We start from the raw sequence: 24,922 nt of genomic DNA on the forward strand, positions 1-24,922 counted from the left end.
GTCAGCCGGGTATCAGCCCCTCTGCGTCCCGCAGAACGCCTGTGACACCCCAGCCGCCAAATCCCTCGCTGACCGCCATGGTCAGCGTGTTCTCGCCGGCCTGTAGTCTCAGCGGAACGGAATAGCTGCGCGTGATCGTCCCGAGATAGCGATAGTCGCGGCTGCGCCACTCATTTGCGCCGGAAAAGATCAGCGCGCCATTCAGGAAAACCCGGACCCGGTCGGAATAGCCGAAATCCAGCATCACGATGCGCGCACGGTCGGATGTCAGAATGGTCTCGGCCAGCACGGTGTTTACATCACCATCGCGTCCGGCCAGCCGTGCCAGATTGGCGATGCCTTCATGCTCGGCCGCCAGCGCGGTCCGGCCTTCCGGCAGGGCGTCCGGCAAGACGAATGTCTCGGCGATAAGGCTTTCGGGAAACACCGCCGAAACCTGCCAAGTCTCGATCAGGCGGCCATTGATGTCTCCCGGCTCAGCCGGGTGCATGTCCGGCAGGTGATCTGCGGCGCTCAGCGGATTGATCTCCACATTGCGAATCCACGAGCCGGTCTGGCCAAAGACACTCAGGGCGAAATCACCGCTATCCGTTTCGCCGATCAGTTCAGGAATATCGAACACGGTCTCGCCATCAAGGCTGAGCTGTGCCTGGCTGCCATCGACCACGAGGCGGACATGTACCCATTCGCCGACCGGAAAATCGATGGCTTGCCAGTAGCCGGAACCTGTATAGATCTGCCAGCCGCTCAGCCCGTTTAGAACAGGCGTGTACTGGGCGGAGTCCGGAAGCCCTGAGATATGGTGGCGCAGATAGACCTGTTCGGCATTCTCTTCATCAATGCGGAAATTGATCGCGGAAAATCCGTTCCCGGCCTCCATCGCCAGATCAAATTCAAGCACGAAATCGGCCAATTCCGCGCCGTCCAGCCTAAGGCCTGATTGATAAAGCCGCAGGGCTTCCTCATTGCGATAGTTTGCCGTTATCGGCGCACCGGAAACGGTCCAGCGCTCACCGAACACTTCCATTTGTGCGCCATCCTGCGCCATGACCGCGCCGGGCAGGCTGGCCGCCAGCACCAAAGCTGCAATACGTCTCATTTTCCCTGATCCTCTCATTCCTGACAGTGAGGTCCAGAATGACGGAGGCCTGGTTTTCCGTATTGGATATTTCGGACTCGGCGCGGCGTTCGGCATGAAGCCGGGCCGGGCTGGTGCCGGTCAGCTCCCGGATGTCGCGGATCATGTGGCTCTGGTCGAAATATCCGGCCATGCAGGCAATATCGGCCCAGTCGGGAATCGCCTGACGATCCGCCAGGCTGACTGCGGTCAAATGCCGGATCAGCCGGGCATAGGCCTTTGGCGTGATCCCCATGACGGCTTCAAACCGGCGCCGCAATTGACGTTCACAGAGATCCAGCCGGCGCGCCAGGTCCGCGACCGGAATACGGCCGCCGCTTTTACGGATCATCGCGGCGGCCCGGTGCTCTGGCCGTAATGTCACGTCGCGGGCCTGCGACAGGAAGCGGCTGACCAGTTGGGCCACAACAGCGCCGGAGGGAAGGCCGGCACCGGGGTCCGTCAGAGGTTCCAGGTGACGGCCCATGCCCTCAGGCGGCGGTTCGGATATCCCCCGGAAATCCCGCGGGCAGATTCCGGCGCATTCCGCCGCCAGTTCGGGATAGAGCCGCAATCCCGTCTGGCAATCGCCCGCAGCAGGCCGGTACCAATCCGCCTGCATGCGGCTGCCGCTTACGACAATGGAGCTGTCAGTCACGCGGCCAAGTGCATCATGCCGGGTATAGAGAATCAGAGAGGGCTTGTTGTCGGGCAAGAGGCGGTGCGGCGGTGCAGCGCGGCGGCCATCATAATGCCAGACGGCTTCGCAATACCGGGCGAGTGGACCGGCTGGCCGCCATTCGCGATAGCCGCCAAGACTGGCCGATATGTCATGCGTCCCGATCACCATGCCGGCTTTTGTAGACGCATCCGGCCCCAAAATCGTATCACTAAATCGCGATGAAATTTCCTGCCACCCACCCTGATCGCCCGCTTGTCATGGGCATTGTGAATGTCACGCCGGATTCGTTTTCCGATGGCGGGCAGTTTGCCGGCAGTGATGCCGCGATTGATCATGCGCTGCAGCTGGTCCGCGACGGGGCGGACATGCTCGACATTGGCGGCGAGTCCACGCGCCCGGGGGCCAACCCTGTCGGGGAGGATGAGGAGTTGCGCCGTGTTCTCCCGGTGATCCGGGGCATAAGGCGGCACAGCCAGATTGTTATTTCCATTGATACGATGAAGCCCCGCATCGCCGAAGCCGCCATCGGTGCGGGCGCGGATATCTGGAATGATGTAAACGCCCTGCGCGCGCCCGGCGCGCCGGCCATGGCGGCAAAACTCGGCTGCGGCGTGGTGTTGATGCACATGCAGGGCGAGCCGCAAACCATGCAGCAAAACCCCCGCTATGATGATGTGGTCCGGGAGGTGTCCGCCTGGCTGTCAGGGCGCGCCGATGCCGCTATTGCGGCGGGTGTAACGGCCGGAAATATCTGGCTGGATCCCGGCATCGGCTTCGGAAAAACGCTGCAGCATAACCTGCAATTGCTGCGCAGCATTTCCCGTCTGCCAGCAGGGTTTCCGGTGCTGATCGGCGCGTCCCGCAAACGCATGATCTCCGATTTGGACCCGGGCGCAGGCACCGGTAACCGCCTCGGCGGGTCGCTCGCCATCGCGCTTCATGCTGCGCAGCAAAAAGCCGCCGGCCTGCGCGTGCATGACGTCCGGGAAACCGTTCAGGCGTTGAAAATACAGGCGGCGCTCAGCCGGGGGTCCTGACCCGCGAAGCCTCCAGCGTGACGATCGCCAGATCCAGCGCATCGCCTTTCACGAGATTCACCCCCTCGACCCGGCCGAGCGTACGCACGGCTTCGCCGGACAGTGCGATATCGAAGGCCGCACGCTCGGAGGCATCGACCACGGCAATGCCGCACTCGGGATGCAGGAGCAGATTGGCCGCCGCTCCGGCCCCGTCAGTCAGCGCCACATCCGTTCCCAGATAGAAAACATTGGAGGGTTCGCGATAGCCCGCCGTGGCCGCCGGAAACGCTTCACAGCCTTCCAGCGTCTCAACGATTCGCGCCACCCGGTTGGACGGCCAGGCGGCATCGACCGCGGGAATGGCAATACCGAAGGCCGCAAGATACTGGATCGCGACAATCCCGCTCAGGGGCAGCAGACGCGCCAGGCCGGGTTTCAGGACAAACCAGATCATCACCGCCACGCTGAAAACGCCGAGAGCCGCAGCAATCGAGACCCGCAAAAGCTGATCCTCGCCGAGCTGGAGCGCGCCCATGAGCGGGAAGGTCGCAATCGCCAGCCCGGCGATGACGGCCAGCACGATCCACAGCCGGTGCAGGGTTTTCGCTTTCCAGCCCGTGAGCAGACCCGCCGCCTGCATCATCCCGGCGGCCGAGAGGATGGCCAGCGCCGGAAAAGCCGGCAGCACATAGTGCGGCAGCTTGGTCTGGACGAATTCAAACACGATCCAGGTCATCATCGCCCACAGGATCAGAAACCGGATTTCCGGTTTGCCGCGTCCCGCCCATGCGGCCAGAATGGCCAGGCCCAGCAGGGCCGAGCCGGGCCAGAACATCGCCGGTGACAGCAGGGTGTGATAGAGGAAGGGCCCGCCATGACTGTCATCCGCTTCGCCCACCTTGCCGAACAGGGCGTGACCGACCGATTCCTGCAGGAAGGCCCCGTCCGTGGCGATATTGATCGCGATCAGCCAGGGCAGGGCGATGGCGGACAGGACCACCAGTCCTTTCAGCCAATGGAACTTCGCCAGTGTGACGCGCATCGGGCTTTGAAGGATCAGGTCGAAGACAAAAACGCCGGCCAGACCGCCCATCATCACGGCGATGCCGCCGGGCAGAAAGCCGAGCCCGGCAAGCTTCAGGATTTCGATCAGAAAGGCCGCGGCGATAATCCAGACCAGCCATTTGGCGTGATGCTTGAAGACGAAATATCCCACCAGGGCCAGCGCCGAGACCATGGCGATGATCGGCCCCTTGATCATGATCGCCGCGCCGCTCGCCGCCCAGAACAGCAGCGGCCAGCCGATGAATTTCAGTCTTGTCCCGGCTTCGGCCTTGAGCAGCATCATCATCAGGCCAATCTGGGCCAGCACGCCCGCCGCCAGCAGCATGGCGTCCGTCTTGGCGGTGCGGGCCTCGACCTGCATCATCAGCGCGGTGGCCATCAGCAAACCGGCGGCCAGTCCCGCCTGCGGACCGAACAGCCGGGCCGCCAGCCAGGCCGTGCCGAAGACCGCGACCAGCCCGCCGATCAATGACGGCAGGCGGAAGGCCCAGATTCCCGCCTCCGCGCCGCCGAACGGGGCCGCGGCGATCACTTGCATCCAGTAAATCCCCGCCGGTTTCACGTGCCGCGGATTTTCCTGGAAGCGGATATCGACATAATCGCCCGTCTCCATCATCTGCGTTGAGGCTTGGGAATAGCGCGCCTCGTCCCGATCCATGACCGGCAGCGAGGTCAGTCCCGGCCCCATGGCGAGAAGCGCGATAAAGGCGAGCACCATCCAGGCGCGGCCGGTCATCCCCCAGCGCGCCCGGCTGTCAAACAACCAGTCGGAAACCGCCTGCATCAGCGCTTACTCCCCGGCGTGAACAACAGCGCCTTCGCGGGGATATGCGTCCGCCGCATCAGCCAGTTCACGCCCATCAGATCGAAGAAGCCGGCAAAGGCGCGGCCCAGATTGGTATATTTGGTTTCGCCGGAAATCCGCGCCCGGTTCACGACATCGACATAGATCTGGTCAAAGCCGAGATGGCGCGTGAAGGGCGGCAGATAGCGGTGCAGGGAATCAAAGAAGGGCAGCGCCAGAAACAGGTCCCGCGGGATCAGTTTGAGGCCGCAGGCCGTATCCGGGCAGTCGTCGCGCAGCATGGCGCGGCGGATGCCATTGCCGATCTTCGACGCCCATTTGCGGTTCGCGCCGTCCGTCCGGTTGGTGCGGCAGCCACAGACCAGCGCCGGACCCTCCAGCGAGGTGAGGTCGATGCGCGAGGCCATGTCCACAACCGATTGCGGATCATCCTGGCCATCGCCATCCATCGTCGCCGCCCACAGCGTCTTCGCAGCCAGAAAACCGGTGCGCAGGGCGGCGCTTTTGCCGGCGCGGTCAGGGTGCCGGATGGCGGTCAGTTGCGGATATTGCCCTTCGAGCGCTGCAAGCTTGCCCCAGGTGTCATCCGTCGATCCGTCTTCCACGGCGATGATGTGAAAATCCTCGAACGCCGCCGAGAACACCCCGGCCGCTTCCGCGATCACCGCGTCGATATTTCCCGCCTCGTTGTGAACCGGGATAACGATGGAAAGTGTGCCTGCCTGCATGCCTGCCCGCTCTGTGCTATTGCGTTGTGAATAGCGCGTTTCGGCGTAAGGGGATACAGGCAGAGTTCAGCAAGCCGGGCGGATTACTCGCTGCCCGGCGCGGGCGGCAGGATGCGATCGAACAGGTTCTGCCAGTAATCCTGACGGCTATCGACCGAGGTTTCGATCGCCCGTTGCCGAAGCAGCGGTATGATTGCCTCGCTGGCGCGCAGCCGCTCTGCAACAGCCGCTATTGCCACATCATGGCCGTCGATTTCACAGGGATAGTCAAGGATTTGTGGTAAGGCGGCGTAGTCGCCGATTTCCAGCAAACGGGGCTCCGCGCAAGTATCGGCGAGCGCATCATAAAGCGCCCGGTCGGCAAGGCGGTAAAAAGCATACCGGTAGGGACGCGCCGGGTCTTCCAGGCTGATTTCGCCTGACCCCGTCTCGTAATATTCGACCGCCGCAGCGATAAGATCTGCGTCCTTGATCAGATCGACCGTGCCGGTCGATACCAGTTCGTTATATGTGGTCCGGATGACGGGAAAGCTGAAAATCTGGGTCGCCCGGAAGGCCTCGATCACCAGCGTTTCGTCGTCCACTGTCCGGCGGCCTTCAAGGGCGTCGAGCGCGCGCTGGGCATTGTCGGCAACCTGCGCGCTGTAAAGGCTCGTCCCCTCGATCCGCCACTGTTCGGCCCTGAGGTCGGCGATCAGCCGCTCCGTCAGGATGTCCGCGCGCTCGGCGGCGGCCCGGTCCGCATTCCACGCCGTGATCTGGAAACCGATGACGACACCGGCGATGACGATGACGAATTCCAGCGCAACAGCGAACCAGTTCTGCGTCCGGATGGCATGGGCGAGGCGGGCGAGGATCATGGGGCGGCCTCGCTGGCATGATCGATGCCCAGAATCAGATCGATTTGGCGATGAAGCTGGGCGAGCTGGTCACTCCAGGGCCGCAACCCGTCCCGCACATAGGCGTCATAGGCATCCGCATTGGCCGATGCGGCGTTGAGAAAATGCCGGTTGGCGCGCATGCCGCCAAGATCGCAGGAAGTTTGGTTACGGACTTCATCGCTTGACGCATCATGCCGGGCCGAGACCGAGATCAGGTCCGGGAAGAGTTGCGGCAAGGCAATGCCTTCTGCGGAAAGGAGCGTTATCAATTGGTGCAATCTTGTGCGGACCTGCTCGTATTGAACCAGAGCCCGGCGCAGTTCGGCATCGCGCAGAATTCCGACCCGGCCGATGCTCGTCAGCTCGGTAAAGGCGGCAAGGTCGGCCGTATAGATGTCGTAATAGTGTGACGCGCCCAGTGCTGCACACTGCGTGTCCGTCAGTGCGTCGGCATCGGATCGCCCGAACAGGATGTCGATGGCCTCGACAATCTCGCCGATGCGCTGAAGGCGGCGCTCGCGGACCCGTTGGCTCAGATTTTCCGCCAGTTCGATATCGGCGTGCAAGCGCGCGAGAAAGGCGGCTTCATCCACCCGCTCCTGACGCGCGCTATTCCACGCCGTGACCTGAAAACCGATCACCACGCCCAGGATGACGATGATGAATTCAACGGCCACGGCGAACCAGTTCTGCTCGCGGATGGCGCGGGTGAGGCGGGCGAGGATCATGGTGTTTCCGAGTTTGGATCAAGCTGTTCAAGGGTCGCGAGCGCACTAACGCGCAGGGCGACCAACCAGCTGAGATAGGTATTGTTGAGGTCGCGGCTGGCCACGAACATATCGCGCAGGGCAGGATCAGCCTGCAGGGCCTCCAGGTCATAGTGTTCCAGAGTGCTGCGCACACCTTGGGCTGCGCGATAATTGTCCGAGCTCAGAAATGCGCCGGATTCACGAGCGCGTTCCAGATCAGCGACACTGCCAGGCTCCAGAGACACAGGAAGCGGGGCGCGCTGCGCATTGTTGAAGCGGGCTTCAACAAGCAGGTTCGCCATGCCGTCAACGGCCTCATACCGTTCCATGAATCGCGCCAGCGCCGCCCGCAAATCGGCGTCCGACAAGCGTGACAAGCCGCCCGAACTGACCAATTCCTGCAAGGTGCTCGGTGATTGCGGTGGCTGCACGGCCCAGACCAGTGAAATCAGTCCCTCTTCAAACTGGTCGATCCGATCTTCCGGAACCACATTGCGATCAATCGTCTCCACGACCACTGTGGCATTTCGTGCGATCTCGAAGGTCCGCTCGATGACGTCGTCGATATCACTGACCAGGGTCTGAAAGTCCTCTTCCAGATTGGCCAGAATAACGGCCTCCTGGATACGGGCCGTCCGGTCGGCATTCCACGCCGTGATCTGGAAGGCCAGCAGGACACCCGCCACGACGATCACGAATTCGAGCGCCACCGCGAACCAGTTCTGCTCGCGAAGGGCGCGGGTGAGGCGGGCGAGGATCATGGCGCTTCTTCCTCGTGCACTATGCCCAGCTCGACATCGACGGCTTCATGGAGGGCAAGGAAACTGTCATTTGGTCCACTGAGAACCGCAAACTCAAAGAAGCCCGATTTGGAAATATTATCCGCGAGTTCGTTGAGGAATCGACGATCATTTCGCATGCCATCCGTATCGCAGCGAGCCGACCCGTCGAAGATCGGATTCCAGTTGTCAGCGTCATCCGGGACCACGAAATAAAAATAATCGGAATGTCTCGCCGATAGATTGAAAACCTCGTGATTGAGAGCGGTATCCATCTCCGACGACCATGCGGTCGCCAGAAAATTCGCGGTGACGGCAGTTCGAATTCTTTCGCTTCTTATCAGATCCAGGTCGCCGGTCGATTCCAGCTCCGCCAGAATCGGCAAGGCCAGCGATGGCGAATTGAAAACATGTGACTGAGCCAGCGCATTACATTCTGATGGAGACAGGTCTGACAGATCATCGCCGAACAATTTGTGGCTGGCCGAGAGTAGCAGTTCGCGAGTGGCGGTGCGGTCGGCCGCCCAGTCCCAGCGCACATTGCCGACGCTAGCAATGTCGTTATGAAGGCGTGCCATGATTTCGGCCTCGGTCGACCGTTCTGCCCGCGCCGCATTCCACGCCGTGATCTGGAAACCGATCACCACACCGGCGATCACGATCACGAATTCGAGCACCACGGCGAACCAGTTCTGTTGCCTGATGGCGCGGGAGAGGCGAGCGAGGATCATGGTGTAGCCTCGCGAAGACGGGCGGTTTCGCCGTCATCAACGGCCTGAAGAAAATCGCGGGAACAGGACAGTTCGCTATCATGCGGCGATTCAAGCCGCAGGTTGAGGCAAGTGCTCCAGATGATCAGGGATTCGGCTTCATTCCGATATTCGCGCAACCTTTCCAAATTGGCCGCGAACTCTGGACGCAACTGGCCGCTTTCCAAATAAAATACCGACGTATCGGTACTATAGTAGGGAAGGATTTCGTCTTCCACAAACTCCACATACCGAACATAACGCTGTCCGATACCTTGCCTTTCGGTGAAAAAGAAAGCGAGGTCGAAAACGAGGTCAGGGCGAAAGACCTCTCCCACGCCCATGCTCAACAGCGTCTCCCAGGTATTGGCAGGGGCGGTATCCGATCCGGGAACACGAAAATAATAGGGAGAAGGACGTTCGCCGGCTTCATAGGCCGCCGTCCATTCCTCCAATCCGGCGTCTATGGTGGTGATAAAACGACGCTCAATCGTTCCGGAATTGAGCAGGTCTCCACGCAGGGTTTCGATCACCTCAGCGGTTTGCTCGCGCTCTGCTTCGCGGGATTGATGGCCCTCAATCCAGACGGCTGAATAGACTCCCGCGACAACGACGACGAATTCGAGCGCCACCGCGAACCAGTTCTGCTCGCGGATGGCGCGGGTGAGACGGGCGAGGATCATGGGGCGATCGCTTCCAATTCGGTCAGAATGGCATCGATTTCCGCCAACGTTTGCAAGGTTTCGAAGTAGAAATCACGATTGATGTCGGCCATTTCCCACACGGCACCCCTCAGTTCGAGATCGCCGCAATGCGCCGTCACATCCAGTGTCGCCAGGGTGTTGGCGGCAGCGGGCACGGCATCTTCTTCATTGCCGACCGACTGGATGCTGTCTTCTTCCATCGAGAATGCCATACGCGGCCAGAGAAGACGCGCGGTGGCCAGTTGATCGACGCGGCCAGCTCCCTCGATCACGGTAGCGCGCTCGAGCGTGGCGTAGAACGTTACAATGGCTTCCTGCAGCGCTTCATTCCTCAGTGCCGAAAAGGCACCGGCCGCGCTCATTTCATCGAATGCAGCCCGATAGATGGGCGGCGCGTGCGTGCGCTGATAACGAGCGATGGCGAACCGGATATCGCCCTGTGTCGTGTCGATCGGCTCGCAGGCCTCCAGGGCACGCAACAGGTCGATCCAGCCATCATATGTGCGTTCGGTATCCGGCAGCGTCGCTGCGTTGGCAGCGCGCATCGCATCAAGATCCCTTGTCAGCCGGCTGATCAGCTGGGCGTCTCGGGCGACGACTTGCCGGTCCGCATTCCACGCCGTGATCTGGAAACCGATCACCACACCGGCAATGACAATGACGAATTCCAGCGCGACGGCGAACCAGTTCTGTGTCCGGATGGCACGGGTGATGCGGGCAAGGATCATCGAGCCGCTCCTTCGCGGTCTGATTCAATCGCCTCCAGAAGTCGACGGAGCGCGCCTATCTCGAATCTGAGAAGATGCAACATCGCCCCCTGACGGTCGTAATTGTTGGCGATGGTGTTAAACACAGCAGGGTTCGCGCGCATCTGCGCCCAGTCACAGGTTACCGGCCATTCATTGGGCCGTGCATTACCGGGGGCGGCCGGGCGCACCTCCAGTAGTTCGGGGAACCGCAACCGGACAATGTTTTCGACGCTGCGGATGATTTCGATACGGTCACTCGCGCCCGTCAGATCGGCGTCGAGGGCAATCACCGCGTTTCGCACATCCGCGCTAGAGATCAGGTCCAGCGAGCCAGTGGCCGTCATCTCGGCAAGCACCGGCATTCGCACGCGCTGCCACAGATAAATGTGAGACTGGTCAATCAATCGGCAAAGCGCTTCGGAACCCGCTTCTACGGCGTCCGGGGCGACCACCTCATTAAACTGCGAAAGCGCGTCGTGACGCTCGATCAGCCGCTCAAGGTCGCGTTCCTTTTCATCAAGCGCGGCGGCAACCTCCTCTCCTAGTCTTGCAAGCAAAACCGATGCTCGCGCATCGGCCTGCCGCCCCTCATTCCACGCATTGATCTGAAAGCCGATCACGACACCGGCTATGACGATGACGAACTCCACCCCGGCGGCGAGCCAGTTCTGGGTCTTGAAGGCGCGGGAGAGGTTGTCGAGGATCATGGGGCGCCTCCGGTTATGACAGGGACCGGCCTCATTCCGGCGGTGGCCCGATCATCAGGAGAATACCGATATAGACCAGCGTCAGACCCAGACCGGTAAGGGTGGCAGTCTTGATCTTCCGTTCACGGATCAGGTCGTAGGCGGGTAGCGCAAACAGCAGGACCAGCCACATTGGCAGGACGGCGAACGGGTTGAGGTCGAACACATATCCCACGCGCGCCAGCGCCGGGAACATGATCGACAGGCTCGCCAGCATCATGAAGCGCTTGTGCAGGGCCGGCGTTTTCCGCCAGTTCAGGGCCATCAGATAATAGGTCATGAAGAAGGCCGCATTGACGCAGTTTCCGTAAAGGATTTGCGCCGCGCCGGTCCGCAGCATGTTTTCGTAACTCACCCAGATCCCGGCCGGCAGCATGACGGCAACGAGCACCAGGCTTGCTGCGCCGAGTGTCTTGTGAAGCGAAACCCGTCCCTGTCCGATCAGTCTGGTCTGGACCACGATCAGGGCAAACCAGCTTCCCGTCAGAACCGCATGCACGTGCAGGAGGGGCCGGATGGGTGGCAGATAATCGGCATTTACCAGCGCGTGCAGCGGAAAAAACACCGCGACAATCCCGAACAGAACAAGGCTGTAAAAGAAAAAGAAGCGCTCACCGCGCTGTGGCTGGCTCAATGTCCGTCCCCCGCATTCCCCGGATAGAAGTGAATACGGTCCGGAGGGCCTGTCAATGCGGAAGTTGAGGCGGGCCGGGTCGGGAGAGGACCATCAAAACGGCTCCTCCGGCGGTTCGCAGGCCCGGCCGGTGAGGCGGGAGGTCTCGGCGCACAGCGTTTGCGCACTTTCCAGCGTGTTCTGCCACCAACCGCTCATGGCGCGCATGGAGTTATTGCTGGTCAAAAGATATTGCAGGAAATCCGGATCGTTCGCTGCGGCATTCCAGTCGATCACATGAGACCGCTCGCGGGAGGTGCCGGGTGCGTATTCCAGCCACACATACTCGAAGTCATCAATGTCAGGGCGCGCGTTCACTCTTTCTCTGAAATAGTCGATCTGGCCCTGCAGGAAAACGACGCTCGACTGGTAATCGCCCAATGCCTCCCGGAAAGCTGCGTCGCCCAGGCTGGAGAGCATGCCGGAACTGACGATTTCGGTATAGACGCCTTGCCGCGGTGAAAAGGCCGGATAAAGGGTCGTGGCCACCGTCGCGGCGTTGTTGATTTCGGTGTCGATACCGTCCAGATCGCCGGCAATCATGCGCTCGATCACCCCGGTCCGGGCGGTGTTCAATTCCTCATAAGTGTCCGTCATCCAGACAAGGACGCTGACCGCGCCCTCGACCTCGTCATGCAGCCGGTCGAGCACCATGGCCCGCCGCTCGGCCTCGGCCCGCGCCGACGCCCATTCCGTCACCTGAAATCCGATCACGACACCGGCGATGACAATCACGAACTCGAGCGCCACCGCGAACCAGTTTTGTTCGCGCACGGCGCGAGAGAGGCGGGCGAGGATCATGGGGCGTTCTCCGCGTTCGCTTCACCAGTCTCGTGGTTGTCGCCGAGCACCTCCGAGATCCGCGCGATCAGCGCCTCGACCCGGTCATTGTGCTCCGCCACCACCGATTGGTAATAGTACTCAAACCGCCAGGCATTCTCGGAAAACGCATTCCGGAACGCGCTATCGCGGCGCATGGCTTCCAGATTACAGCTTACCTCGGGCCAGATCGTTTGCCGCTCCGGATCGACATACGCCGATTGCTCGATCAGTTCGGGAAACCTCAGGGTGAGGTTGACCGATCCGCGCACATACCAGTCGACGGTGCGGGGAATGCTGGCGCGGTATTGCAGGTAGTCGGCCAGGGCTTGCCGCAATCCGACATCCGAGATCAGGTTGAGACCTCTCGCATCGCTCAAAAGCTCTTCCATTGCTGGGACGGAGGCGCCCGCCGAGGCATCGGAATAATAGTTCGACGTGGCTATCGCATTGCATTGCAGCGCGGTCAGATCGGCGCCCGCGTCGCCGCGCATCACCTCGACCGCGCCGCGAAGCCTCTCGAGCCGGAACGAATTGTTCAGGCTGCGGGCACGCTCACGCTGATCGGTTTCCAGTTCGTCGCGGAGCCGGACAAGCAGGGCGGTTTCGCGTTCGTCGGCTACCCGCTCTCCATTCCACGCCGTGATCTGGAAACCGATCACCACACCGGCGATGACGATCACGAATTCCAGCGCGACGGCATAGTAGTCTTGCTCGCGGATGGCCCTGGAGATGTTCTGAAGGATCATTCGGCGAGCTCCGCATCCAGCAGGGCGAGGAGCCGGACGGCCTCCGCCTCGCGTTGCAATGTGCCGCTGACTTGCGCCTGGCCCAGCTCCCGCGCCGTGCGGATATAGGCTACCAGCTCGGGATCGCTGTCCGCCGCGCCGGTCACACCGGCCAGCGGGGTGTTCGAGAACAATGAAAAGCCATGCCGGTAAAGCACGGGGATGGCCGCCGCGCGGATTTCGCGGAAAATCGAAAGATTGCTCTGCAGGTCCTCATACCCCGCATAATAGCTCTGGATCGTGACCCGTAATTCGCTGTTCCGGATCAGGCGCAGATTTCCGCTGCTCACGAGGGAGTTATACCCTGTATTGCGCACGGTCTGACCGCGGATCAAATTCACGCGGGCCAGCAGGGTGGGATGGTCCGCCGCGGTGATCTCCGGCAAGGGCGCGGATTCATATCCGGTGAACGGTACGACCGGCGTATCGGCCAATCCGTCCTCGGCGTCGATCCGCACCAGCAGGTATTCAGCGGCCGCGAGCCGCCAGAGGGCGGCATCGCGCGCGGTTTCCAGCGACGCGACCTCCGCCGCCACGTCGGCGCGCACCTCGCTCAATTGCTGGCGGATGATTTCGCGCTCGGCCCGCTCGCCATTCCACGCCGTGATCTGGAAACCGATCACGACACCGGCAATGACGATGACAAACTCAAGCGCAACGGCGAACCAGTTCTGATCGCGGACGGCGCGGGAGAGGCGGGTAAGGATCATTCGACGAACTCCGTCACAATCTCGCAGGGACGCAGGGTATGTTCGGCGATGGCATCGCAAAGCGCGATAGCCGCCTCCAGCGTGTCTTCCCACCAGTCGGCGGTGGCACGCATCCGGTTATTCCCGTTCAACAGGGCTTGCATCAGTTCCGGATCGTCAGCAGCCGCCTGCCAGTCGACCACATAGCGGCGCTCTCGGACCGTACCGGGCGCGTATTCAAGTCTTACGGCAGGGAAATCCATCGTTCCCGGCGCGGCCAGCCCGCTATCGCGCATGTAGTCGATCTGACCCTGCAGGAAAGTGACTTCGCGCTGATATCGGCTCAGCGCATTGCGCAGCCGCTCGCCGGATTCATTGTCCCCGCCAAGGGAAGATAGCATGCCGGAACTGACGATTTCCTCATAGACGCCTTGCTGAGGTGAAAAGGCCGGGTAGAGATTGATCGCCACAAGGCCGGCTGCCAGCCGGTCTTCGTCCATGTTTTCGAAATCGCGGGCCAGCAGACGCTCGATCGCTTCCGTTCGCGATACATTCAGCCCCTGATAGGCGTCCACCAGCCCTGCCAGCATGCCCGCAGATTGTTCCACTTCGACCTGGAGACGGACCATGGCGCGGTCCATGCGAGTCTGCATGGCGGAACGTTCGGCTCCGGCCGTGATCTGAAAACCGATCACCACACCGGCGATGACGATGACGAATTCGAGCACAACCGCGAACCAGTTCTGCGTGCGGATGGCGTGAGTGATGCGGGCGAGGATCATTCCTCGGCATGCGCCTCTTCATAATGGGCCTGCAGCCAGTCCGAGCCATATTCATTGGAGGGATCGCGGATCACGATATGGAAGTGGTTGGGACGGTCCTCTCTGCCGGTGCGGGTGAAGTCGATATGCAGGGAGGGTCCCGTGATGCGCAACATGAAGCGCCGGGACAAATCCGTGTAATCGCCCCACCAGGCCAGCATGATATTGTCCAGCCCGTCCGCCTCGATGCGGGCCATCTGCGCGTCCGCAGCGGCCAGCGTCGCCACGCCGATGAATTCCCGGATGGCATAGGCCAGCAGGACTTGCTGGTCTGCGCTCAGATCAGCGGCCGACAGCCCTTCCGGTGCCGCCTCCATGTCCGGGACCCAGTTCGGGCCGGCAAATCTGAAACTTTCCAAGGTATCAATCGGCTGGTCCAGCTCATCCATCTGCCCAGTGTCGAGCGACGCCATCAGGTCGGCCACACGGTCCAGCTCGTGTTGAAGCGAGCGCCGGCCGGCATACAGTCCGGTCTGGATTGTCTGCGGATTGTTTCCGAGGAAAACCGGCGTGAAGGCGATCCGGCCCTCGACCACGGTCGCGGTCACCGCCAGATGATGCCCGTCAAGCACCAGCGACCAGGTGCCGGAGGCCGGGTCGCCGAAAATCCGGACCCAGTAATTCTCCGGATCATACGCTTCCATCAGGCTCGTCGCCCGCGCCCGGTTCTCGTCGGACAGCTCATCGCCCCGTTCCGCTATGGCGGCCTCGACACCGGCCCGGAGATAGGTTTCCAGCGTCATGATATGCATGGCGTCGCCATAGCCCTCGCTGGACAGTCCGCGCGCCAGCAGCCCGTGCAGCGCAATGCGCTGGGCGTCGTTCAGCGTGGCGATCTGCAAACCCGCTCTCGGAGCCATCACGGTTGGCAGATTGCTCCAGCCTTCGCGTGCCTCGGTGTCGGCAAGGTCAAACAGCACGCTGGCGCGCTGATCCTCGTCCAGTGTTGCGAGAAACTCGCCCGCGGCCGCCGCCATGGCGGCGGCTTCCTGCCGCATGCCGGCATCCGCATGATCCGGATGCGCATGGGCTGCGCCCGCCAGAATCGTGCCTAGCACGATCAAGATAATATGTTTCATGATGTTCCCCCCGAGATTTATTATGCCAGTTTGGCCTGTGAAGTCATCCGCCGCGTGAATCGGCGTATTCGCGTGCTGTTTCCATGTCTGAAATGCGGGACTCTCTCCCGGCGGGCAGATCGCGGCGGAGGGCAGGCGGGCGAGGATCATTCCGGATGCCTTTCATCAATCGCCGCAAGCAGGTCCTGCGTGGCGGTGTCGAGGCGCCGGTTCGTCGCCCAGAGGTATTCCAGATTGAGCGCGAATATGGCCAGGTGATCGGAAAAGGCCGCGTCTTGCGACAAGGCCAGCCAGTCGGTATCGAAGCTGACAGGAACAGGCTCGACCAGTCCAATGCGCGGAAAGGAGTCGACCATCGCGGCAATGGATAGAGCCTCGAACGTGGATCCGGCATTGGTGACTTCGATCAGGCTGTCGATATTTTCTTCAGTGTCGCGCACCAACTCAAATACCTGCCGCCAGTCGCGCATCTCGGCTTCCAGGCGGCTGCCACTCAGCGATGCGCGGCTATCCATGATTTCCAGTTGGTCAAGCGCGAAGTGTTCGGCGTCTAGGCTCGGATTCATGAAGGCATAAAGGGCCAGTTCATTCAGACGTGTTGCATCGGCCCCTGCGGTGTAGGCCGACAGCTGGACCCGTAATTCGCGCACATTCGCATTGTTCCTCTCCAGAATGTCGATGTTTTCCTGAATTTCCGCGAGGTTCGCACGCATCTCCGTTCGCAGGAGTTCAATCTGGACGTCGATCCGCTCTTGCACAGCCTGCCGTTCGCTCAGCAGCGAGATCTGGAAGGCCAGCAAGACACCGGCCACGACGATGACGAATTCCAGCACGACCGCGAACCAGTTCTGTGTCCGGATGGCATGGGAGAGGCGGGCGAGGATCATGGGGCGTCTTCCAAATCACACGCGCGTCCCGTTTCTTCCGCCAGGCGGCCGCACAATGCGACGGTATGGTTTTCGAGCGCGACGACATACTGCGCGAAAATGGCGTGCATGCGGGCGATCTGGACGAGCGCACTTTGACGGCGCGGCTCCGCCAACAGGCCTTCCAGATCCACCCGCACCCGGGTGACCGTCGGGTCATCCGTCGGTTCATGGAAGGTGAATTCGCTCAGGGTATCGGAAAAGGTTGTCAGGCCCCGGCGGAAACTGCCGTGTTGGCTCTCGATCCATTCCAGCCGTCCCCGGTAACGGTTCAGCTCGGTCACAAGGCCGCGGTCGGTGATCAGCGCGAGATCACCGGATTGCTCGAGCGCCTCGTAGGTGCTCTGCTGCACGGGCGGCCTTGAAAAATACATCACTTGCGCGATCGCCCGTTCAAAGACCTCCCGGTTTTCAGGCACCAGCTCACCGCCCATCGCAACACGCACCATTACCGACTGATCGGCCTGACGCGCGGCATTCACCGCAATGCGTTGCCGCAGGGCACGGATTGTCTGTTCGGTTTCTGCCTGAAGCCGGATCAGGGCCTGGTCGACACGCGCCGCATTCTCGCGCTCTCCATTCCACGCCGTGATCTGGAAGCCGATCACGACGCCGGCGATGACGATGACGAATTCCAGCGCAACAGCGAACCAGTTCTGCTCGCGGATGGCGCGGGAGAGGCGGGCGAGGATCATTCGGTCAGCTCCGGCATGTCGCAATCAAGCGGGCCGGTGTCCGCGCCGATTTCCTCGGCGACAGTGATCCGTAGCCGGTCAGCCGTCTCGGCCATGTTCTCCAGCCAGAGAACGTTGACATGTGTAATCCGCAGCGCATGGCCCAGGGCATTGAGGAAAGTGTCGTCCGCCGCCAGCGCCTCGAAATCATAGGTGATGCCGTAGACCTCGCCTGGCACGGGCCGCAGCCGGTTCTGGACGTCACGCACGAAACTGTCCTGCGCGCCGATCAGAACATTGATCAATTCATCCAGTGACGAGAAATGGGCGTCGGCGCTGGCGATCCGCGCCCGCAGGCGATCATCGGAAATCAGGTTCATCTGCCCGCCATTGACCAGTTCGTTCAGTGTCGCGCGATTCAACGAACTGGTACGGACACGGGTGGAAGCGATCAATTCGAACCCTGTATCGTCTATAGCCTCGGGATTGTTGGTCAAAAACGCATCCAGCGTCCGCCGGGCCCGCGTATGCCAGTTATGGGTCGCATAGGCATCAAACTGAAGGTCGCAGGTCGATTGCACCATGTCCTGGTGAAGGCGCGTCAGATAGGTTCGCTCGCTTTCCCGGTCGGCCTGCTCGCCGCGCCATTCGGTAATCTGGAAACCGATCACCACACCGGCGATAACGATGACGAATTCGAGCGCGACGGCGAACCAGTTCTGCTCGCGAAACGCGCGGGAAAGGCGGTCGAGGATCATGGTGCGGTATCCTCCGGATCCGGGAGCACTTCCATAATCATGGGACTTGCCTGGCACACCCGCTCCAAATCCCCGGCAACGGCATGGCACAGGTTCGATGCGCTCGTTCGAACCGCCCGCCTGTAGCTGATCATGGCCATTTGCCCGTAAAGGCTACCGGTCATCTCGCGCACGAAGCGGTCATCAGAGGCAAGCATCTCGAAATTGGCCCGGGTCTCCCTGCGTTCTGGCAGGTCGGGCCGGTAGACCGATGCAAATGCGGCGCCACCCAGCTGATCGGGTTGTTCGGCGAGGTTTCGAAAATAGGGAAGCTGTTGCGCGTAGTGGTCTATTGAACGCTGATATCGTGAAAGCGCTTCGCGAATGGCTGGATCTTCGATCAAACCAATGCGCCCGCCGGCAATAATTTCGTCGACCACAGCGCGTGGCGGTGTGAGCGCGGGATACCGCGCGGATCGCCATATGCCGTTGACGAACTCGGCTTGTGTCAGGTCGCCGAGTGTGCCGCTGTTCAGCGCAGCCACAGCCTGGTCAAGAAGATTCAGGCTTCTGACACTGGTAGCGATCTCGGCGTCGATATAGGCGATGGCCTCATGACTTTCATCGAGTAGGCGATGCAGGACGGCCTGCTCTTCGCGCTTTTCCTCCTGATCCTGTGCCCAGGCCTGGATCTGGAAACCGATCACCACGCCGGCAATGACGATGACGAATTCGAGCGCCACGGCGTAGTAATTCTGCTCGCGGACCGCCTTTGAGAGGTTCTGTAGGATCATCGGAAGCCTCGTATTTCGATTTCACTGCGCACACGCTCCCGGATGGCTTCGATTTCGCTGCGGTAACGCACAAAATGAGCCGCCTGAAACCGGTTCTGCAGGGCGGCGTAATTGACCCGGTTCAGGAAGACTTCGTTCTGCGAAACCGCGTCGAAATCAAACTGGATGGTGTGCTGGTCGTACCCGCCCGCGGAGAGGTCCGCCACATCCTCGAGCCGGGCTTCGAACTGACGGGAAATCTCGAAGGCAACCGGCGTCAGGTCAGCGGCCATCTGCTGCAGCGAGGCCTGCGACCGGCTCTGCAATTGAGGGATTGAAGCCAGGTCCGAGCGTAAATCCCTGTTTTGTATGATCGTCAAATCACCCGCGCTGATCATTTCACGCAAGCTGGCGGGCTCCAGATTGATCATTTCAACATCGGTGATCGCATTCAGGCCCCAGGACCCCGCCTGCGCCTGGTCCCGGTCCCCCGCCTCGACGCCCTCGAGGAAAAGCCCGATCCAGTTGAAATAGGCGTCGATTGCGCGCTGCGCGTCGTTCAGGTCTTCGATGACCGCCGTCAGCTCCACCTCCAGCCGGTAGAGATATTCGGCCTCCAGTTGACGTTCCTGGCGGCCCTCATTCCACGCATTGATCTGAAAGCCGATCACCACACCGGCGATGACGATGACGAACTCCACCCCGGCGGCGAGCCAGTTCTGGGTCTTCAGCGCGCGGGAGAGATTGTCGAGGATCATGATCTGCGCCCTTGTTCCGGACATTCAGGGCCGTCGCTGACATCGCGCCCAAGCTCTTCTCCTACCGCAACCCGCAGGCGCTCGGCGGCATCCGCCATATCACCCAGCCAGTTGATGTTGGCATTGGTGATACGCAGCGCATGGCCCAGCGAGTTGAGAAATTGCTCATCCTGCGCCAGCGCCTCGAAGTCGTAGGTGATGTCATAGGTGTTGCCCGGCGTCGGGCGCAGCCGGGAATGAACCTCGCTGAGGAATGTGCCCTGGGCGTTGACAAGGATCTGGATGTATTCGGCAAGCGAAGTCAGCAGGGCATCGGTTTCCGCGATTTGCGCACGCAGGACCGGGTTCGAGATCAGGTTCACCTGCCCGCCATTCACCAGTTCGTTCAGCGTCGCGCGGAAAGGAGAACCGGTCTGGATACGCGTCGAGGCGACAAGCTCGAACCCGGTATCATCGATGGCGTCGGGATCATTCAGGAGCAGGGCATCAAGTGTGGCCCGCGCGCGCGTGTTCCAGTTGTTGACGCCCCTCTGTTCATACCGGACCTGGCAAACGGATTGTTCCATGTCGCGATAAAGGCGCGCGAGATAGATCTGCTCGGCCTCCCGGTTGGCCTGTTCACCGCGCCATTCCGTGATCTGGAAGCCGATCACGACACCGGCTATGACGATGATGAATTCAACAGCCACGGCGAACCAGTTCTGTTCGCGGAAGGCTTTGGAGAGGCGGGCAAGGATCATGGCGCCGGCTCCACGCGGGCGGCGAGCATCCCTTCGGTCTCCCGCATCACCTCCAGGACACCAGCGTGTACGCGCTCTCGGCTCCGGGTGGCGTGCCAAAGGTCAAGCATGGCGTTATTCAGCTCCAGGTGATCGCACAAGGACTGGAACTCGAATCCAGGCGCCACGGAGACCTGGAACAGGCTGTCCGGATCAGGTGCGAACGGGACGACGCCGACGATAACGGCGCTTGCGCTCACTGCCAGCGCCGCATTTGCCGCGCTCGATACGCGCACATTATTGTTCAGAAGCGAGTAGGTGTATTTGATCTGCGCCTTCAACGCGGTGTCTTCAAGCCGGGCGAGTGCGCCGCTTGCGACCATTTCCTCATAAGTCCCGTCGACCACAAAAATTTGGGTGCGTATGCGATGGCGGGCGAGTGCCTGCCTCACGGGGGCCCACGCCGCCTCGTCCGGCGGGCAGGACCGCAGCACGTCGATCGCCTCGGCGAGATCAGCCTCGTACCTTGATTGGGCTTCCATACGCTCCAATGCGTCCGTCATCGCGCGAAAGTCGGAGAGCAGCTCGACGAGATACTGCTCCTCGCGCCCTCGCAGCTCACGCGCCTGCGCCCACGCATTGACTTGAAAGCCGATCACGACACCGAGGATGACGATGATGAACTCCACCCCGGCGGCGAACCAGTTCTGGGTCTTCAGGGCGCGGGAGAGGTTGTCGAGGATCATGGCGCCTGCCTCATCTCGTCCAGATAGGCGCGCGCTGCGGCGAGCTGGTCTCGCCCTGACTGAGCGGACGCGCAGGTTTCTGATCGCGCGGCCGAAAGGGCCTCGCACATCTCATAGGCCGTCCTCAAAGCCCCCATGCGGAAGAACAGAAAGACCCGCTGATTGCGCACAGCGTCGACAATCGAGCTGACGACAACCCGGTCTTCGGACAGCGATGCGATGTCGAAATCGAAGCGGCGTAGGGTGAGATCGCTGAAGTCGATTTCACTGAACACCTGGCGATCCAGAATGCTCAGCCCATCCGGCGAGTTCGACCGGAATTGGTCCAGCTGGCCGGTGATGAAGGTCAGCTGGTCGGCATATTCCGAAACAGCGGCGTTGGCACCGGGATCGGAAATCCGGCTCAGCCCGCCTGATGCCAGAAGTTCGTCGAACACGGTACGCGGCGGCGTGATCGCGGCATAGAAGTATAATCCCTCAATCCCGTCATAGACCGCATCTTCAAAGCCTGGTTCGATCCGGGCGTTCTGAAGTGCGCGGAGAAGCGAAACGCGGTGGCGATCATTTTCCATGGCGTCGGCCACGTCTTCGACCCAGAAGTTTACGACCGCCTCGGACTCTGCGCGAAGCCGGGTGACAGCCTGCGCTGCTGCAGCGTTAGCCGCCCGATCCTCGTTCCACGCATTGATCTGAAAGCCGATCACGACACCGGCGATGACGATGACGAACTCCACCCCGGCGGCGAGCCAGTTCTGGGTCTTTAAGGCGCGGGAGAGGTTGTCGAGGATCATGGCGCGGTCTCGTCTTCTGGGGCGCTGGATCGCGGCAGGTCCAGCTCCGCTTCGATGGCGACGCGCAGGGCCTCAATGGCGTCATCGAGAAAACCGTAGGTGAAATCGACATGCGTCCAGAGTATCTCGGTGTTCTCGATGAGGGCGGCCTGGAAGGACGTGTCTGATCGCATGACGGCGAGGTCGCACGCGGCGCCGCGGCTATAGCCGTCTTCTTCGTCCTCCGGATCGGCGAACAGGGTCGCGCGCACCGCGTCGGGATACTCCTGAGGCAAATTGACGACCCGGCCGGCGTCCACTGCGGAGCGCGTGCGCACGGCGGTTCGCTTTGAATACAGCTGCATCGCGCGATGTCTGAGCGCTTCGGACCGGATGGCCTCCACCGCTCCAGAACTCACCAGCTCGTCCAACGAGGGGAAAGCGTCGGGTGAATTGCCGATTCCGTAGTGGGAGACCGCTATGGAGAAGCAGTCTGCATCGCTCAGCGTGTCGGGCCCGCCCGCCTCCATGATGACGGGGCGCGCTTCCAGCAGGCGCGCGAGCCGGTCAGCCCGAGGCTCGAGGAGCCTGGCGCGCACCTCGGCCAGGCTCGACAGTTCACCGTGAAGGCGGCCTAGCACATCGCGGACATAGGCGCGCCGATCAGCTTCGTTGCTCCAGGTGGAGACCTGGAACGCCAGAAACACGCCGGAAACGACGATGACAAATTCCAGCACGACGGCGAACCAGTTCTGTTCCCGTATGGCTTTGCTGATGCGGGCGAGGATCATTGCACCGCTCGCGAAGCGGCGAAATCAGCAAGGGCCCGGCCCAGCAATTCCTCGAAATACAGGAGATTTATCTGGCTCTGATCGGCCTCGATAATGCGCCCGCGCAGGAGGTCTGCAAATCGCTGGTCGCCTCGCAATCGATCGGCGAGCGTCGCGATTTCCTCTTCGAAGTCATTGATTTCACATGGGAAGGTGAGGAAGTTATCGAGCGCTTCGTAATCTCCGATAGTAATATTCGGATCTTCCGCACAATTTGCCACTAGCACTCTGTGCAACGCCGGCGGTACGATCTGGCGAAAGGCATCTCGGTATGGCGTGTTGCCAAGCTCGGAAAACAGGCTGCGCTGGGAACTGTTGTAATACTCGATGGCGGCTTCCCGGAACGGCCCGTGCCGGATGAGGTCGATTTCACCGCCCGCGACCAGCTCGTCATAAGTCGGCCGGATCACGCCGGCCCAGAAGTACTGGCTGCCCCGGAAAGCCTTGATCACCAATTCTTCGTCGGTGAGGTCACGGCGGCCCTCAAGGGCATCAAGCGCTTCCTGGGCTTCCGCCACGACATCTTCGGAATAAAGAGATGTTGCGGTGATGCGCCAGCGTTCGGCTTCCAGATCGTCGGCCAGGCGCGCCATCATGGTTTCGGCACGGACCCGTTCCGCGCGCTCCCCATTCCAGGCCGTAATCTGAAAACCGATCACAACACCGGCAATGACGATGATGAATTCCAGTACAACCGCGAACCAGTTCTGTTCGCGCACGGCGCGGGTGATGCGGGCAAGGATCATTGGAAGCTCCCCGGATCGACGTCCCAACGCGCTTCGACCTCCCCGGCGATCAAGGCGAGAAAATCGCCGTAGATGTCTATTAGCGGCCTGTAGGCGGCCATGCGTTCATAGGTCATATAGCTGACGGAGGAGATGGAGTTGATCAGAACGTCATCTTCACAGAGCGCCGCGATATCGTAGTCCACGCGCGCCCGGTGATCCGGCACGAAGGGGTTTTCCAGCACTTGGTCCAATCCGAAGCGCAGGTGCGGTTCAATGCGCTGGCGGTTGTTCTGCATGCTGTTCATCGTGTCGTCATAGGCGGCCGCGCGCCATTCAACCGTCGCGACAATGTCAGCAAGCTCGTCGAGAATAAAGCGGTTGCTGATAAGTTGCGTGCGGCCCGAAGCCAGCATTTCATCAATCGTCCGCCGATTGAGGCGCGGCGGATTGATCCAGCCGAGCGTCGAGATACCCCGTTGAAACAACAACTCGTCTTCGGGTGCGACTTGGCACGCTTCGAGGGCGGTCAGGACAATGGCTTGGTCTGCCAGTTGCTGCTCGATATGGCCAATGTCGCGCATCTGCGCTGTTCGGCTGGCGTCAATGTCCTGATAGAGCCGGATCAGCGTGTCGCGCTCTGCGGCGCGCTCTATGCGCGCTTCATTCCACGCATTGATCTGAAAACCGATCACCACACCAGCGATGACGATGACGAACTCGAGCGCGACGGCGAACCAGTTTTGTTCGCGGATCGCACGTGTGATGTTTTGAAGGATCATGGCGCGGCCGCCTCGTCATGCACGCCCGGCAGGGCGTCGAGCGCCGCATGTATGGCTGCCAGCCGCCGCTCTTCGACCTCGAGTGCGTTCATGCGGAAAAATCCGGCGCGCCCGACCACATCCAGCAAGTCAGCGCCAAAGGCGTCATCCTCCCGCATGGCCAGAAAATCACAATCCGTCGCCGCGGGCCGCAAATGGTCGTCTCCCCGGTCCGGTCCGGTTGTGAAAATGTGGTGATAGGATCGCACGAGGTTCGGCATGTCCAGCCGGATTTCGGAAAACCGGTCTGCCGCGGTATCCGCGAATCCGCGATAGGCGATCAGAGCCTGGCGAAGCGTGTCGTCGCCGATCATGTCGAGATTGCCGGTGGCCAGCAGCTCGTCGAGCGTCGGCAAGGCATAGGCTTCGAGATAGAAGATTCCGAGCCGGGCCACACTCGTGCAGGCGCCATCCGGCAATGTCGCAGGGTCGCGGCCGTCATAAATGACCGCGACGACCGCGCTGGCGTCATCGACCCGCCGGCTCACTCTTTCGAGCAGCCCCAATCGGCCCGCCTCGGCGTCGATGACCTCGGCATGCAGCCGCTCGATATAGGCTGTCTCCGCGATCCGGTTGCTGCGCGCCTCATTCCAGGCCGTGACCTGAAAGGCCAGCAGCACGCCCGCCACGACGATGACAAATTCAAGCACGACCGCAAACCAGTTCTGCGTCCGGATGGCATGGGTCAGGCGTTGTAAAATCATGTCCCCGAGTCTCCCCGTTTCGGACGCTAGCAGGGCGCGCGCGAAAAGGGAAAGGGGAATGAACCCGGCACTTTACCCGGGACGGGCCGTCTGCCGG

General features: G+C 61.3%; 30 protein-coding genes. 1 reads left to right on the forward strand and 29 read right to left on the reverse strand.

All coding sequences use genetic code 11. The annotated features are described in order from the left end of the window. Nucleotide 1: 1 nt before the first annotated feature. The gene (locus DBR16_RS01435; RefSeq protein ID WP_161539362.1) at nucleotides 2–1,099 is read right to left on the reverse strand and encodes a family 16 glycoside hydrolase; all 1,098 of its coding nucleotides are present in this window, start codon (nucleotides 1,097–1,099) and stop codon (nucleotides 2–4) included. Continuing rightward, nucleotides 1,011–1,967, reverse strand: a complete 957-nt coding sequence (locus tag DBR16_RS01440; protein ID WP_125184480.1) for a helix-turn-helix transcriptional regulator — start codon at nucleotides 1,965–1,967, stop codon at nucleotides 1,011–1,013. The genes DBR16_RS01435 and DBR16_RS01440 overlap by 89 nt, the downstream gene beginning before the upstream one ends. Before the next feature lie 50 nt (nucleotides 1,968–2,017). On the opposite strand from DBR16_RS01440, the gene folP reads away from it, so the two are divergent. Continuing rightward, nucleotides 2,018–2,836 (forward strand): dihydropteroate synthase, encoded by an 819-nt coding sequence (folP, locus tag DBR16_RS01445; protein ID WP_233347486.1) that lies wholly within the window; start codon nucleotides 2,018–2,020, stop codon nucleotides 2,834–2,836. Here the strand turns inward: folP and DBR16_RS01450 are convergent. The 27 genes from DBR16_RS01450 to DBR16_RS01580 all read right to left on the reverse strand — a co-directional run bounded on the left by DBR16_RS01450 (nucleotide 2,820) and on the right by DBR16_RS01580 (nucleotide 24,825). Further along, on the reverse strand, nucleotides 2,820–4,667 hold the full coding sequence (locus DBR16_RS01450) for an ArnT family glycosyltransferase (protein ID WP_109259461.1): 1,848 nt from the start codon (nucleotides 4,665–4,667) through the stop codon (nucleotides 2,820–2,822). The two genes, folP and DBR16_RS01450, sit on opposite strands and share 17 nt — an antisense overlap. Next, nucleotides 4,667–5,416 (reverse strand): glycosyltransferase family 2 protein, encoded by a 750-nt coding sequence (locus DBR16_RS01455; RefSeq protein WP_109259462.1) that lies wholly within the window; start codon nucleotides 5,414–5,416, stop codon nucleotides 4,667–4,669. The genes DBR16_RS01450 and DBR16_RS01455 overlap by 1 nt, the downstream gene beginning before the upstream one ends. 83 nt (nucleotides 5,417–5,499) lie before the next feature. Next, on the reverse strand, nucleotides 5,500–6,276 hold the full coding sequence (locus tag DBR16_RS01460) for a hypothetical protein (RefSeq protein WP_109259463.1): 777 nt from the start codon (nucleotides 6,274–6,276) through the stop codon (nucleotides 5,500–5,502). Beyond that, complete coding sequence (locus DBR16_RS01465; RefSeq protein WP_109259464.1) at nucleotides 6,273–7,025, reverse strand: hypothetical protein; 753 nt, start codon at nucleotides 7,023–7,025, stop codon at nucleotides 6,273–6,275. Before DBR16_RS01465 ends, DBR16_RS01460 begins: the two co-directional genes overlap by 4 nt. Further along, a complete protein-coding gene (locus tag DBR16_RS01470) occupies nucleotides 7,022–7,807 on the reverse strand; it encodes a DUF6090 family protein (RefSeq protein WP_109259465.1) in 786 nt (261 codons plus the stop codon). The genes DBR16_RS01465 and DBR16_RS01470 overlap by 4 nt, the downstream gene beginning before the upstream one ends. After that, nucleotides 7,804–8,556, reverse strand: a complete 753-nt coding sequence (locus tag DBR16_RS01475) for a hypothetical protein (protein ID WP_109259466.1) — start codon at nucleotides 8,554–8,556, stop codon at nucleotides 7,804–7,806. The genes DBR16_RS01470 and DBR16_RS01475 overlap by 4 nt, the downstream gene beginning before the upstream one ends. Continuing rightward, nucleotides 8,553–9,257, reverse strand: a complete 705-nt coding sequence (locus tag DBR16_RS01480; protein ID WP_109259467.1) for a hypothetical protein — start codon at nucleotides 9,255–9,257, stop codon at nucleotides 8,553–8,555. The genes DBR16_RS01475 and DBR16_RS01480 overlap by 4 nt, the downstream gene beginning before the upstream one ends. Further along, entirely contained in the window at nucleotides 9,254–10,006 is a 753-nt protein-coding gene (locus DBR16_RS01485; protein ID WP_109259468.1) for a hypothetical protein, read from the reverse strand. Before DBR16_RS01485 ends, DBR16_RS01480 begins: the two co-directional genes overlap by 4 nt. Then, nucleotides 10,003–10,734: a hypothetical protein gene (locus DBR16_RS01490; RefSeq protein WP_109259469.1), complete on the reverse strand. Its 732-nt coding sequence runs from the start codon at nucleotides 10,732–10,734 to the stop codon at nucleotides 10,003–10,005. Before DBR16_RS01490 ends, DBR16_RS01485 begins: the two co-directional genes overlap by 4 nt. 31 nt (nucleotides 10,735–10,765) lie before the next feature. Beyond that, nucleotides 10,766–11,407, reverse strand: a complete 642-nt coding sequence (locus DBR16_RS01495) for a hypothetical protein (RefSeq protein ID WP_109259470.1) — start codon at nucleotides 11,405–11,407, stop codon at nucleotides 10,766–10,768. Nucleotides 11,408–11,500: 93 nt separating this feature from the next. Then, nucleotides 11,501–12,247: a hypothetical protein gene (locus DBR16_RS01500; RefSeq protein ID WP_109259471.1), complete on the reverse strand. Its 747-nt coding sequence runs from the start codon at nucleotides 12,245–12,247 to the stop codon at nucleotides 11,501–11,503. Beyond that, nucleotides 12,244–13,014, reverse strand: coding sequence for a hypothetical protein (locus DBR16_RS01505; RefSeq protein WP_109259472.1), 771 nt, complete (start codon nucleotides 13,012–13,014; stop codon nucleotides 12,244–12,246). Before DBR16_RS01505 ends, DBR16_RS01500 begins: the two co-directional genes overlap by 4 nt. Further along, complete coding sequence (locus DBR16_RS01510; protein WP_109259473.1) at nucleotides 13,011–13,763, reverse strand: hypothetical protein; 753 nt, start codon at nucleotides 13,761–13,763, stop codon at nucleotides 13,011–13,013. The genes DBR16_RS01505 and DBR16_RS01510 overlap by 4 nt, the downstream gene beginning before the upstream one ends. Beyond that, nucleotides 13,760–14,524: a hypothetical protein gene (locus DBR16_RS01515; RefSeq protein ID WP_109259474.1), complete on the reverse strand. Its 765-nt coding sequence runs from the start codon at nucleotides 14,522–14,524 to the stop codon at nucleotides 13,760–13,762. Before DBR16_RS01515 ends, DBR16_RS01510 begins: the two co-directional genes overlap by 4 nt. After that, nucleotides 14,521–15,642, reverse strand: a complete 1,122-nt coding sequence (locus tag DBR16_RS01520; RefSeq protein ID WP_161539363.1) for a DUF3500 domain-containing protein — start codon at nucleotides 15,640–15,642, stop codon at nucleotides 14,521–14,523. The genes DBR16_RS01515 and DBR16_RS01520 overlap by 4 nt, the downstream gene beginning before the upstream one ends. A 146-nt stretch (nucleotides 15,643–15,788) precedes the next feature. Further along, nucleotides 15,789–16,529, reverse strand: a complete 741-nt coding sequence (locus DBR16_RS01525) for a hypothetical protein (RefSeq protein ID WP_109259476.1) — start codon at nucleotides 16,527–16,529, stop codon at nucleotides 15,789–15,791. After that, complete coding sequence (locus DBR16_RS01530) at nucleotides 16,526–17,263, reverse strand: hypothetical protein (protein ID WP_109259477.1); 738 nt, start codon at nucleotides 17,261–17,263, stop codon at nucleotides 16,526–16,528. Before DBR16_RS01530 ends, DBR16_RS01525 begins: the two co-directional genes overlap by 4 nt. Beyond that, nucleotides 17,260–18,000, reverse strand: coding sequence for a hypothetical protein (locus DBR16_RS01535; RefSeq protein WP_109259478.1), 741 nt, complete (start codon nucleotides 17,998–18,000; stop codon nucleotides 17,260–17,262). The genes DBR16_RS01530 and DBR16_RS01535 overlap by 4 nt, the downstream gene beginning before the upstream one ends. Further along, complete coding sequence (locus tag DBR16_RS01540; protein WP_125184481.1) at nucleotides 17,997–18,722, reverse strand: hypothetical protein; 726 nt, start codon at nucleotides 18,720–18,722, stop codon at nucleotides 17,997–17,999. Before DBR16_RS01540 ends, DBR16_RS01535 begins: the two co-directional genes overlap by 4 nt. 47 nt (nucleotides 18,723–18,769) lie before the next feature. Continuing rightward, nucleotides 18,770–19,510, reverse strand: coding sequence for a hypothetical protein (locus DBR16_RS01545; RefSeq protein WP_109259480.1), 741 nt, complete (start codon nucleotides 19,508–19,510; stop codon nucleotides 18,770–18,772). After that, nucleotides 19,507–20,250: a hypothetical protein gene (locus DBR16_RS01550; RefSeq protein ID WP_109259481.1), complete on the reverse strand. Its 744-nt coding sequence runs from the start codon at nucleotides 20,248–20,250 to the stop codon at nucleotides 19,507–19,509. The genes DBR16_RS01545 and DBR16_RS01550 overlap by 4 nt, the downstream gene beginning before the upstream one ends. Next, nucleotides 20,247–20,975, reverse strand: a complete 729-nt coding sequence (locus DBR16_RS01555; RefSeq protein WP_109259482.1) for a hypothetical protein — start codon at nucleotides 20,973–20,975, stop codon at nucleotides 20,247–20,249. Before DBR16_RS01555 ends, DBR16_RS01550 begins: the two co-directional genes overlap by 4 nt. Next, the gene (locus DBR16_RS01560; protein WP_109259483.1) at nucleotides 20,972–21,766 is read right to left on the reverse strand and encodes a hypothetical protein; all 795 of its coding nucleotides are present in this window, start codon (nucleotides 21,764–21,766) and stop codon (nucleotides 20,972–20,974) included. Before DBR16_RS01560 ends, DBR16_RS01555 begins: the two co-directional genes overlap by 4 nt. Beyond that, nucleotides 21,763–22,536: a hypothetical protein gene (locus DBR16_RS01565; protein ID WP_109259484.1), complete on the reverse strand. Its 774-nt coding sequence runs from the start codon at nucleotides 22,534–22,536 to the stop codon at nucleotides 21,763–21,765. Before DBR16_RS01565 ends, DBR16_RS01560 begins: the two co-directional genes overlap by 4 nt. Beyond that, on the reverse strand, nucleotides 22,533–23,321 hold the full coding sequence (locus tag DBR16_RS01570; RefSeq protein WP_109259485.1) for a hypothetical protein: 789 nt from the start codon (nucleotides 23,319–23,321) through the stop codon (nucleotides 22,533–22,535). The genes DBR16_RS01565 and DBR16_RS01570 overlap by 4 nt, the downstream gene beginning before the upstream one ends. Next, on the reverse strand, nucleotides 23,318–24,082 hold the full coding sequence (locus DBR16_RS01575) for a hypothetical protein (RefSeq protein ID WP_109259486.1): 765 nt from the start codon (nucleotides 24,080–24,082) through the stop codon (nucleotides 23,318–23,320). The genes DBR16_RS01570 and DBR16_RS01575 overlap by 4 nt, the downstream gene beginning before the upstream one ends. Further along, entirely contained in the window at nucleotides 24,079–24,825 is a 747-nt protein-coding gene (locus tag DBR16_RS01580) for a hypothetical protein (RefSeq protein ID WP_109259487.1), read from the reverse strand. The genes DBR16_RS01575 and DBR16_RS01580 overlap by 4 nt, the downstream gene beginning before the upstream one ends. Between the last annotated feature and the right edge of the window lie 97 nt (nucleotides 24,826–24,922).

It is taken from the genome of Hyphobacterium indicum (assembly GCF_003129605.1).
GTDB classification, from domain to species: Bacteria; Pseudomonadota; Alphaproteobacteria; order Caulobacterales; family Maricaulaceae; genus Hyphobacterium; species Hyphobacterium indicum.